Source organism: Thalassospira australica, from assembly GCF_000763295.1.
In the GTDB taxonomy this organism is placed as follows: Bacteria; Pseudomonadota; Alphaproteobacteria; order Rhodospirillales; family Thalassospiraceae; genus Thalassospira; species Thalassospira australica.
Map to the genome: position 1 here is coordinate 1 of NZ_JRJE01000006.1, position 11,946 is coordinate 11,946.

The following is an 11,946-nucleotide window of genomic DNA, read 5'->3' on the forward strand; positions in this document are numbered from 1 at the left end:
ACTTGAAGGCTGAAGACGTCAAGAAAACGTGCCTGTGGCACGTTTTTAGTCTGAAGGTCGAGCACGGCGAAGCCGCGCGCAGACTGCAGAGACCATCCAGCGGGCTCCACACTACCCAACATCTGCGGGCCCTTATGACGGGCTTTTTTAATGTCTGGTAGGTGGGAGCGGGCAGTTTGAGCCTCTTGTTCAAACCAAGAAAAGCATCGCTTTGCACAGGTTCAGCGAAGCACGCAGTGCGTAGGCTAATCCTCTCCCCGCAACTGCCTAATTTTCATCCTCAACAGTGCCATGCGCAACGCCCGCCTCTAGCAATTCAGGAAGGCCTGGAAACCAGATGTCTGAATAAGGTGTGTTGAAAACTTGCTTGAGAAAGCTGTTCGAGACGCCTTGTTGGCGATAGAAAGTGACTTCCTTGTCCTGTTCGCCTTTGATGTCGTAAAGAGGAACCGGGAATTCCAAATCGAGCTTATACTGATGAAATCCCAGTCTGGCGTGTGGACCGAGGTAGCGTTTTGTGCCGCCGATAAAGGCTGTTGTGCAGGCGGATTTGCAGATTTCAAAAACGTAGGTGTCGAGTTTCCGGTTTCTGATCAAATAAGCGACCCCGCGACCTTCATAGACATGACCACCCTCGCTGTGAAGCACGACCCCGGTGATGGTGGGATTTTGATCAAGCAAAGCGGCCAGCTTTCCCGTCATGCCAAGGGCAAAGGTTCCGTCAATATGAACGTGGTTTTTACTGGGATTGATGCTTAGCGCATACTGGTTGGCGCGCGCATCTTCAAGTTCTGTCGGATTTACCGGCACAAACCTTTCAGCCGTCAATGCCCGGAAAGAAGTGGCAATGCTTAGTGCGGTAAAGACCAGACAAAGCCCAACAGCACCATAGGTCGCCACGGTCCAGATGTTGGCGAGAATGCTTGTCTGATGTTGGGTTGCACGCAGTACCCCCACTACCTGCCAGACAAAGACAATGCCATGGAAGAGGATGATGAAGACGATACTGGCAATCAGTGCGTGGGTACGATCCGGGATAAAGGGGGGCAACGTGTATCTGTCAGCAAACAGTATGACTGTTCGCAGAAAAATCAGGTTGATAAGCAACGCATATAACAGTGCATGCTTTCCCCGCCAATGATCCCGGACATATCCCAAACGATCTTTCCCAGAGAAAATTCAAATCCTTTTTAAAATACAATTTTGTCGCTGTTCTCAAAACATCAATGTGTAACTTGTTTCCATACCGAGCGTTTGGTCGATTTGCACATTTTTTTAAGTCAAACGGAGCATCCCTGTGCGTGGACTCAGTCTATAACCACAAGCTTACATAAGGTTGTTTAGTCGTTTGGTTTGCGAACAGCATTGCTTTGCAAACTTTGGCTCTGTTCGAGCATATCTTCATCATGCAGGATTAGTTTAAACGCGACATCGGAGATATTATGTTTTGTCTGGGGAATTATTGACAAAGTGTAGCTGCCACCAAGCCCAAGTTCGTCAATGCTTTCGTCAATAGATTTAACGTAGGAATAGGCACCGATACCCCTGAAACAGCATTCATCGAACTGATTTAGGATTTGACGCTGGTGTCGATCTAATCCAACCGCAGCCAATACGTATAGTTTCAGGTAGCCTAGGTTTCTAAGTATAGGGTGGTTTTGCTCATAATCGCCAAGGCTGCCGTTAGGTGGTGCTAGAGCCAAATATTCAGGCAAGCTACCGGCAACCGGATAGCTGAAATCCACTCTGTCATCAAGTGCTGCATAAACTGTGGTCGTCCAGCCGCCACCAGAGATGCCAACCATCGACACGCGATGATATTCTTTCTGTGTCAGAGCGTAGTTGATTGCGACTGTCACAGGATGAAAGAACAGCTTTAGTGGAGAAAAATCAGTTCCCTCCAACGTGTGCAAACTATCGTGATGTTGTGCAGCGCTTTGTGTTTCCAGACGTTCCCAAGTGCCGCGTTTAGTTGAGATTTTCTCTGGCAGGGTGTTTTCTGCCGTTCCAAGCATTGAAAATGCGAGGACGGAATATCCTTCGTTCACCAGTTTGCGGATTGTGTCCATACCCCCAGCTAAGAAGCCACCGGGGTGGTGCCCCTGATGATAGATAAAGAGCCTGTTGTTATCGTTCTTGGGAACAAATTGATAAACTGTGGAGTGGAAGCCATGTTCCATGGATACCTTAATGGCATCAACCCGCAAAAGGTTGGTGAAGCTATCAGACCCTGCAAGATCAATGTTTTCCAAAATTTCGTTGGGCATTTCATCTAAAGGAAGTGCATCCTGTTTCCAGATAAAACGCACAAGTTCAGTGCGAGCTTGATTTGCTTCATCAATAGACTCAAAACGAGCCATTTCCTGTATCTGGCGCTGAGAGGTTTGAGTTTTAGGAACGGTTAGGTAGTTGGGGCTGCTTAAACTGTCCGAGCGCAGAACATTTCCCACCTCGATCTCTTCTAGTCGCGCTTCCCCCTTTTCATTGGCTTTGTGAAGCATAGTACCCGATATGGCGATGCCAAGGACAATGTACGCAACTAAAATTGTTGTTTTTGATTTAGAAAAAATTGCAAGGCAAATGATTAAAAGCGTGCTCAATCCAGCCAAGGCAGAGAACATCTGGCCCAGATGGGTTTTAGAGACAACAAAGCTATTAATAGAGATTATTTTTCCCTGAGACGCTTCAGGATAGTCAATGCTGAAAAATGTAACTGATAGGCTGGCAAACAAAAGGATGAGAAAGAAGGAAAGAGTAAATGGTTTCTTCACAACAAAAATCGAGCCTTGGCAAGGTGTGGAGCAGTTAAGCTCTAGAACGTGTTGGCGATGATTCAAGCTGCAATTTAATCAAGATCAGACCGTGAAATGTCAAGGAATATGAAGACGTACTCTCGAAGTTGCCCCTTCTGCGAGCTGAGGCTATTTCAAACTTCATGTAACAGATAAGTTTCCACAACGTTTTCCAGGACGTTGTGGAGGTTGTCATCACATAGCTGTCTTGTCTTCCCTGAAACTACTGTTTATCGACGCACCTCATCAAGGAACTTTGCGACCTCGTCCTGCAGGCTTGTGGATGTGGTTTCAAGCTTTTTGGCTGCTTCCAGAACGCTCTCCGAAATGGTGCCGACTTCTTCGGATGCGTTGTTCACACCAACAATGTTTGTGGTGACTTCCTGTGCTGCAGCTGCGGCCTGATCGATGTTGCGGGCGATTTCACGGGTGGCCGCGGTTTGTTCCTCGACGGCGGCGGCAACGGATGCGGCGATCTGATCAATTCGGGTGATGGTTTCACTGACATTGCGGATGGAAACCTCTGCCTCGCCGGTGGTGGTTTGAACGGCCTTGATCTGTGTTTCGATTTCTTCGGTTGCCTTGGCCGTTTGGCTTGCAAGGCCCTTTACCTCGTTGGCGACCACGGCAAACCCTTTGCCGGCATCGCCAGCACGGGCAGCTTCAATGGTGGCGTTAAGGGCCAGCAAGTTGGTTTGTTCGGCGATATCGGTGATCATTTTAACCACTTCACCGATGTGCCCGACAGCTGCGACCAATTCCTGAATGCTTTGTTCGGAGCCTTTGGCCTGTGTCACGGCTTCTGCTGCGACCTTGGCGGATTCGGAAACCTGATGGGAAATTTCCGAGCTTGAGGATGTCAGTTCCTCGGTCGCGGAGGCAACAGTCTGAACGTTGGTCGAGGCTTCTTCCGAAGCTGCCGCAACAGCTGTGGCCTTGTTGCGGGTATCTTCGGCAGTATTGGACATGGCAGTGGCCATGTCATTGAGCTCATGTGACGAGTCCCCGACCTGCCGGACAACGCCCCCAACGGAGGTTTCGAAGTTACTGGCCATTTCATGAAGCAAACGCCGCTGTTCTTCGCGATTGCGAATTTCTGTTTCACGTTGTTCGGCTTCGAGTTCTTTTTGACGCAGCAAGCCTTCGCGGAAGACGGCGACCGCCTTGACGATTTTGCCGACCTCATCCTGTCCGTTATGTTGCGGAATTGCGATATTGGTGTTGCCTGCGGCCAGTTCATTGATGACTTCAGTGATGCCGCGGATCGGACCGGAAATACGGGTGGCAACCAATGCAACAACAAGAATGGCGATGACAACAATGATCAGGGAAACAATGCCGGTCTGAAGGAAGGACGCATTGATCGGACCAAGGATGGTGTCTGCGGGTGCCTCGACCACCAGGAAGCACTGAATGATTGGCATCCAGGAGGAGCCAATGATCATTTCGCCATTCGGGCTTTCATAGCTCGTGATGTTAACCGGCGTATCTGCAGCATTTTGCAACAGCTGATCGGTTGGTCCTTCCATGCCGGGAAGTTCGCGCATATTGACCTGATCAACGAGAGCTGTGTCATTGTGAATGCGGATCAAGCCATCTGCACCAACAAGGTACGCCTGTCCCCCCGATTTTGCACCAAGTTGGGCGATCTGTTCGGCAAGCGCGCTTGCATCGACACCAACACCGGTTGAGGCAAGCTTGCCATCATGTTCGATGCGGTAATTTACAAACACGCTCCAGGCATCAAGCGCTTCGTCATGGTCGATGTTGAGTTCAAACGTATTGCCGCGTTCAAGGAATGGATCAAACCAATATTTCATGCCTGCAGCGGCTTTTTCGTTGGGGCCGTTAACGTCGTAATAGGTGCGCGTTGCATTGGATGCAAACGTGATCGACATGGCATCTGTCCAATCAAGAAGTGATTGGGCGTATTTCTTCCAGGTTGGAACCCATGCCGGGTCTTCGCCATTGGCAAACCAGTCCAGAACGATCGGGTTGTGGGCAACCGACCTGCTTGCGGTGACATAGAAGTTAAGCTGGTTTTCAAGCCCCTGGCGCATGGCGGTAACGGTTGCGGGAAGCTCGTTATTTTCAAGCCGGTCGGTCACCATGCCTTTGGTCTGGATAAAACTGATGGTACCGGTAATGGCAACGGTTGTTATCAGTAGAAAACTGACCACGAGCATCAGCTTCATACGAATGCTGAGATCCTGAATTTTCATCGTATTATTCCCCACTCTTCGACAGACCAATTATCGTTGGCCCCAAGCACCGACATCGGTTTGCGATCAATCATCTATATGTGGATAGCATGGTTTGTTTTTAAGTGGGTGCAATAGAACAATGAAGGTTGGTGTTTGGTGTTGTGCTAAAATCGCATCAATCGGGTTTTGGGTCATGAAACCAAACAGCATCTCGTACGTATTAAAAGCAGCGGATCGAAATTCAATGTGATGAAACAGTGGAGTACAGGTCATGAAGGCGAATGGAAAACTGTTGGGCTTGGCAGGCATTATCGTGGCCGCAAGCATGACATTTGGCGCAGCCTCTCAGGCGCAAACGGTTAAGGTAACGCCACTTGGTGCGGTCGACGGGGAGTTCTGCCCGCTGGATCGGGCGATGATTTTCGAAGACCCGGATGGTACCCGGATTCTGTATGACACCGGCCGAACGGTCGCGGGCCCGGATGATGCGCGGCTTGGCGATATTGATGCGGTACTTCTTAGTCACATGCATGGCGATCATTTGGGAGACCGTCATATCGAGGCAGTGAATGCCAGCGAATGCGGCAAACCTTCTTTCCCGGTTGATGTCCGTTCCGTCTCCAACACTGTTCAGATTGCGAACGCCAAGGATGCCCTGATTGTTACGGGCAGTGAAATGCCGGGTATTTTGGGCGGGAAGCTTAAAAGTATCGGTGGTGATCCAAAGAAATCCGTTCTGGTCCGTTTCGGGGCATCGCGCATGGTCGGAGGTGTCAAAATTACAACCGTCCCAGCCGTGCACAGTAATGGTGTGTCGGGCGATTTCCTTGGTGGGCCTTTGGGGGAGATGCTCAAGACAGCAGGTGTTACGGCCTATGCAGGCCCACCGACCGGTTATGTCCTGACGTTTTCGAACGGGCTTTCAGTCTATCTGTCCGGGGATACCGGCATCACTGCCGAGCAGGATACGGTCGTGCGTGGTCATTATGGTGCCAAGCTTGTGGTGATGAATATTGGCGATACCTACACCACCGGGCCGACTGAGGCTGCGTATGTCGTTAATGACCTGATCCAGCCCGCATCGGTTATCCCGTCGCATGCTAATGAGTGGGCGACCGATGGCGGGGTGGTTCGTTCCGGAACGCGGACCGAGGCATTTATCAATGCAGTGAATGTTGCGGCCCATGTGCCGCTGAGCGGTAAAACCATGGCGTTTGATGCCAGCGGCATGTGCGCCAGTGGGTGCTAGGCCTCAGGCAAAGAAAACGCAATGAAAAAGGGCGGGAGTGTTCCCGCCCTTTTGTTGTGCCGTGCAATGTTGATCAGCTGCGCGGTTTGAGGTTTTCCGGATCGTAAAGCGGCTTGTAACCAATGCCGACAACCTCAGCCGGATAGATCTCATCCATATAGGACACAGTCAGTTTGCGTCCTTCCTGGCAGTAATCCCATGGCAGGTAGGCCAATGCTATGTTCTTGCCGATGCTGGGGCCAAAGGCGATTGAGGTCGTATAGGACCGGCGACCCAGTTCATCGACCAAAGTGTTTCCGGTTTCAGGGTCCATCACCGGCAGGTTTCCAACCGGATAACGGGCAACACCGTTGGCATCAACATTTTCGGTCATGATCAGCGTGCAGAGCATGGCCGGTTGGTGGTCGCGTTCGCGGTATTCGACATGCTTTGCTTTGCCACGGAAATCCGCTTCCTTGACTTTTGGGCGGGCCAAGGCGGCTTCAAGCAGGTTGTATTGGGTGTGCAAATCAGCATTTTGCAGACGCAGGGATTTTTCCAGACGGCGTGAGTTTGCGTAGGTTTCAACACCAACAGCCAGAACACCGATCGCACGCAGCGCGTCCCAGACAGCAAGACCGTCTTCGTAACGCATGTGCAGTTCCCAACCCTGTTCGCCAACATAGGAAATGCGGAAGGCCGAGACGGTCTTGCCGGCAATCGTGACCGGGCGAATGGCTGCAAACGGGAAGTTTTCGACATTCAGGGCGTCCGGATCGGCCACAACCTTTTTCAGGTTTTCGCGTGCATTCGGACCCCAGATACCAATCGTGGTGAAATCTTCGGTCACATCGGTGATGGTGACATCCCAACCCTTGTCCTGTGCCATGCGGCGCATATAGGTCAGATCACGTGGGCCAGCATCGGCACCATTGACCAGACGGCAGCGGTCCTCCATGCGAAATACGGTGAAATCGGCGCGCACCATGCCTTCGTCATCAAGCATGTGGGTATAGATACCCTTGCCGATATTGCCATCCCCACCAATCTTGGCCGCACAGAGCCATTCCATCAGTTCAACATGGTCCGGGCCAGAAATGTCGGTCATGTGGAAGTGCGACAGGTTGATGATGCCGCAATCGTCACTCATGGCGAGCTGTTCGGCGTTCGAGACACGCCAGAAGTGGCGGGAATCCCATTCATTTTCACGAACCGGCACGCGATCAGCGTATTTTTCCAGAAGGTGCTCGTTGGCGGCGTAGCCATGGGCACGTTCCCAGCCGCCGAGTTCCATAAAGTACCCGCCCAGCTCAACTTCGCGCTCGTAGAACGGTGAGCGACGAATGCCACGGGCATTGGCAAAGGGTTCGCGCGGGTGAACTGGCGGGTTATAGATCTTTTTGGCCGTTTCGTAGCAACGATCGTAGATGTATTTCTCGTTGAGCTGAAACTCGTTGAAGCGCGAAAAATCAACCGAATTGTGATCGATATGGGTCCGGCCATGGGTCATCCAGTCGGCAATCAGCTTGCCCATGCCCGGCCCGTCTTTGATCCAGATGCCAACCGCGTACCACAGGCCGCGCAGCTTCTGACTTTCCCCCATGGACGGGCCACCATCGGCCGAAGATTGCAACAGGCCGTTGAACGAGTGGCTTTCGTTAAAGCCAAGCTCGGTCAGGATCGGGGTCAGTTCCATAGCGCGTTCAAGCGGCTCGATCACGTCTTCAAGTTCAAGATCGCGCTGGGATGGGGACAGGCGTGCCTGATCCTTTTCAAGGATATCGCGCGGATGGACCAGACGCGGGTTTTCTTCGTAGTAGTAGCCCCATTCGATCTGGCCACCCTCGGTGCTTTTGGGGTCGCCGGTGTCGCGCATATAGGCCGAGTTGCCCTGATCGCGCAGCAGCGGGTAACCGATTTCTACACCGGTGCCTTCGAACTGGTTATACGGACCAAAGAAGGTCAACGGGTGGTCGACCGGCATCACGGGAAGGTCTTCACCCGCCATTTCCGCGATCAAGCGGCCCCAAAGACCGGCACAGACAACAACATAGTCGGCGTGAATGGTGCCGCGTTCGGTGACAACACCCTTGATGCGGCCATTTTCGGTAATCAGTTCAAGGGCCGAAGTATTGGCAAAGACCTTGAGCTTGCCGGTTGCCTCTGCCTGATCAATCAGTTTGCCTGCAACGGTTTGCGAGCGCGGCGTGACAAGGCCTGCATCCGGATCCCACATCGCCCCCTGAATCTGGTCTTCTTCAAGAAGCGGGAATTTTTCCTTGGCCTCAGATGCCGAGATCATTTTGACGCGGGTGCCAAATGCCTTGCCGGAATCAACCCGGCGTTTGAGTTCGCCCATGCGTTCGTCATCACCGACACGCGCAACTTCCAGACCGCCGATGCGCGCGTAATGGCCCATCTTTTCATAGAAGTCCATGGAATACATGGTGGTCCAGCAGGTCAGAAGATCGTGGCTTGTCGCATAGCAGAAATCAGATGCGTGTGCGGTCGAACCGATGTCGGTCGGAATGCCCGATTTGTCGATGCCGACAATATCATCCCAGCCATTTTCGATCAGGTGATGTACCACCGAGGAGCCGACAATACCCCCAAGCCCGACGATGACGACTTTGGCCTTATCTGGAAATGCGCTCATTTGTCTCAATCCTTCTTTCCGAGGTGTTTGTCAGTACTCGGCGTGCAAAACGCGTTAGGGACCGGTCGATACCGGCCCCGTTTGCAGGGGTTTACTATATGGTGAAAACAACTGTTCGGTGATCGTTGAGCATCACCCTGCCTTCGAGGTGGTATTTCACCGCGCGGGCCAAAACCCGGGATTCAATATCGCGGCCCGCCGCCACGAAATCATCGGCCGACATGGCGTGGTTCACGCGTTCGGTTTCCTGTTCAATGATCGGACCTTCATCCAGATCGGGCGTGACATAATGTGCCGTTGCCCCAATCAGTTTTACACCGCGTTCATAGGCCTGATGATAGGGTTTTGCACCCTTGAAGCTTGGCAGGAAGGAGTGGTGAATATTGATGATCATGCCATAGAACTGGCTGGAAAGTTCGTTGGTCAGAACCTGCATGTAGCGCGCCAGGATCACCAGTTCGGACTTCGTTTCCTTGATCAGGTCTGCAAGCTTTGCTTCCTGTTCGGCCTTGTTTTCCTTGTTTACCGGCCAGTGATAGAAGGGAATGCCTTCCTGGTCGGCAATCTTGCGGGCATCTTCGTGGTTGGAAACGATGGCCGCGACTTCAGCGTCAAGCCAGCCCACCTTGATTTGATAAAGAAGGTGCAGCATCGCGTGGTCGAACTTCGACACCATGATGATGATCCGCGGGCGACGGGCGACCTCATCAATCTTGAGCTTCAGGTTAAAGCGGTCAACTGCAGGATTGAGCGACAGGGCAATGGATTCCTTGTCGACATCTTCCGGTGTTCTGATGGCGACCCGAAAGAAGAACTTGTTGGTTTGCCGATCCCAGAACTGGTTGGACTCAGCAATGTTGGCGCCGCGCGTTGCAAGGGCCGAGGTAACCGTCGCAACAATGCCCGGCTGATCGTCACAGGCAATACGCAAGATATAAGAGGTATCGTTCACTGGCTTGGTTCCGTTTCGATGTCTCTTGTTAAGGTTTAAAGCTGGTTTTCCAATTGCGGCAGAATGTCAAACAGATCGCCGACAATGCCGTAATCAGCGACCTGGAAGATCGGCGCGTCTTCGTCCGTATTGATGGCAACGATGATCTTTGAGTCTTTCATGCCTGCCAGATGCTGGATCGCACCGGAAATACCACACGCGATATATAGGTCCGGTGCGACAACTTTGCCGGTTTGGCCAACCTGAAGATCATTGGGGGCATAACCCGCATCAACAGCCGCGCGCGATGCCCCGACAGCAGCACCAAGCTTGTCGGCAAGCGGTGTGATGACAGATTTGAACTTTTCTTCGGAGCCAAGTGCACGTCCACCGGAAACAATAATTTTCGCAGATCCGAGTTCTGGTCGATCATTTTCCGACAAAATATTTTCAAGGAAGGAAGATTTCCCGAAATCAGCGTTGCTAACGTCGATTGTCGTAATGTCGGCAGTGCGATCTCCTTCGCCCGTTGCGCCAAAGCTTGAGGTCCGGATGGTCAGGACTTTTTTGGCATCTGTGCTTTGAAGAACTTCGATTGCATTGCCAGCATAGATCGGACGTTTAAAGGTATCGGCATCGACAACTTCCATCACTTCGGAGATCTGCATGACATCAAGCAGGGCAGCAACACGCGGCAGGATGTTTTTGCCGTTCGCCGTTGCCGCGGCGACAATGGTGTCATAATCGCCATCAAGCGTAACGATCAGGCTGGCAGCGTTTTCCGCAAGATGGTTTGCCAATACGTCACTTTCGGCAGTTAGCACGCTGCGCACACCCGCAAGCTTTGCGGCCTGATCGGCAACAGCACCAACATCCGCGCCAGCAACGAGAATATCAATATCCCCGCCGATCTGATTTGCGGCGCTTAGCGCCTTGGCGGTCTGTTCAGACAGGGCAAAATTGTCATGTTCGGCAAAAAGAAGGATAGCCATTGTTTCAGTCTCCGCCTGGGTCAGATGACGCCAGCTTCATTTTTGAGTTTATCGGTCAGTTCAGCAACATCGGCGACTTTGATGCCGGCCTGACGTTGGGCGGGTTCTTCAACGCGGATGATGCGCAGACGCGGTGCAATCGTGACGCCAAAGTCAGCCGCTGTTTTGCTATCAAGCGGCTTTTTCTTGGCCTTCATGATGTTGGGCAGTGACGCATAGCGTGGTTCGTTCAAGCGCAGGTCTGCGGTGACAATTGCGGGCAGGCTGACGCTGATGGCCTGAAGGCCGCCATCGACTTCGCGGGTGACCTTTGCGTGGTCAGACGACAGTTCCAGCTTGGAGGCAAAGGTTGCCTGTGACCAGCCAAGCAGTGCGGCCAGCATCTGACCGGTCTGGTTTGAGTCATCATCAATCGCCTGTTTGCCCAGAATGACAAGACCGGGGTCTTCGGCATCGACAACGCCCTTGAGGATTTTTGCGACGTCAAGCGGTTCGACCGGGCCGTCGGTCGTGACCAGAATGGCGCGGTCAGCCCCCATGGCAAGGGCGGTGCGCAGGGTTTCCTGGGCCTGTGCCGGGCCGATGGAAACAGCAACGATTTCGTCAGCCTGGCCTGCTTCCTTGAGGCGAATGGCTTCTTCAACTGCGATTTCGTCGAAGGGATTCATCGACATTTTGACATTGGCAAGGTCGACACCGGAACCGTCCGCCTTGACGCGGATTTTCACGTTGTAGTCAACGACCCGTTTGACCGGTACGAGAACCTTCATCTTTTCCCTTTCTGACGAAACCCGGATCAATTTTGGGTGTTCCGGGGGGCGCAGGTAAAATTGCAGCCCGTATCTGGTGTTTTGAAAACTGGTAGCGTTACATGGTGTGACACGACCGGTGGCAACATTTAACTTGGTGCATTCGCAATAGTGACGTCCGGAAACGGGGTAATTACGCACGTGAAAGCAAATCGTGCAGGGCGCGAATGTACTGTTTGCCAATTTTTATACCGGCTTCGCGATCCGATTGTTGATTATGCCAACACCCTGTGTTTCTCTTGCTTACCCGATGTATCCGTCGGTATCATGAAATTTAATCTGGCGACTTTTTGCGCCAAAAAATAGAATGATTGCGTCAAAGTGAGATTACCGC

At 52.2% G+C, this 11,946-nt stretch carries 8 protein-coding genes; 1 reads left to right on the plus strand and 7 read right to left on the minus strand.

Annotated elements, in window-relative coordinates; translation table 11 throughout:
* Positions 1 to 267: 267 nt before the first annotated feature.
* The 3 genes from JF44_RS19870 to JF44_RS19875 all read right to left on the minus strand — a co-directional run bounded on the left by JF44_RS19870 (position 268) and on the right by JF44_RS19875 (position 5,014).
* A complete protein-coding gene (locus JF44_RS19870) occupies positions 268 to 1,050 on the minus strand; it encodes a COG3904 family protein (protein ID WP_156111607.1) in 783 nt (260 codons plus the stop codon).
* Between the two features lie 290 nt (positions 1,051 to 1,340).
* Positions 1,341 to 2,771: a hypothetical protein gene (locus tag JF44_RS0105440; RefSeq protein ID WP_033067965.1), complete on the minus strand. Its 1,431-nt coding sequence runs from the start codon at positions 2,769 to 2,771 to the stop codon at positions 1,341 to 1,343.
* A 251-nt stretch (positions 2,772 to 3,022) separates the two neighbouring features.
* Positions 3,023 to 5,014 carry a methyl-accepting chemotaxis protein gene (locus JF44_RS19875; protein ID WP_052065475.1) on the minus strand — a complete coding sequence of 664 codons (1,992 nt, stop codon included), beginning with the start codon at positions 5,012 to 5,014 and terminating at the stop codon, positions 3,023 to 3,025.
* Positions 5,015 to 5,267: 253 nt separating this feature from the next.
* On the opposite strand from JF44_RS19875, the gene JF44_RS0105450 reads away from it, so the two are divergent.
* Positions 5,268 to 6,245 carry an MBL fold metallo-hydrolase gene (locus tag JF44_RS0105450; RefSeq protein WP_033067966.1) on the plus strand — a complete coding sequence of 326 codons (978 nt, stop codon included), beginning with the start codon at positions 5,268 to 5,270 and terminating at the stop codon, positions 6,243 to 6,245.
* A gap of 73 nt (positions 6,246 to 6,318) precedes the next feature.
* Here JF44_RS0105450 and JF44_RS0105455 read toward each other — a convergent pair whose 3' ends face one another.
* The 4 genes from JF44_RS0105455 to JF44_RS0105470 all read right to left on the minus strand — a co-directional run bounded on the left by JF44_RS0105455 (position 6,319) and on the right by JF44_RS0105470 (position 11,573).
* Positions 6,319 to 8,880 (minus strand): GcvT family protein, encoded by a 2,562-nt coding sequence (locus JF44_RS0105455; RefSeq protein WP_033067967.1) that lies wholly within the window; start codon positions 8,878 to 8,880, stop codon positions 6,319 to 6,321.
* A gap of 94 nt (positions 8,881 to 8,974) precedes the next feature.
* Positions 8,975 to 9,832 (minus strand): formyltetrahydrofolate deformylase, encoded by an 858-nt coding sequence (gene purU / locus JF44_RS0105460; RefSeq protein ID WP_033067968.1) that lies wholly within the window; start codon positions 9,830 to 9,832, stop codon positions 8,975 to 8,977.
* A 35-nt stretch (positions 9,833 to 9,867) separates the two neighbouring features.
* A complete protein-coding gene (locus tag JF44_RS0105465; protein ID WP_033067969.1) occupies positions 9,868 to 10,803 on the minus strand; it encodes an electron transfer flavoprotein subunit alpha/FixB family protein in 936 nt (311 codons plus the stop codon).
* A gap of 20 nt (positions 10,804 to 10,823) precedes the next feature.
* Positions 10,824 to 11,573: an electron transfer flavoprotein subunit beta/FixA family protein gene (locus tag JF44_RS0105470; RefSeq protein WP_033067970.1), complete on the minus strand. Its 750-nt coding sequence runs from the start codon at positions 11,571 to 11,573 to the stop codon at positions 10,824 to 10,826.
* Positions 11,574 to 11,946 lie beyond the last annotated feature (373 nt).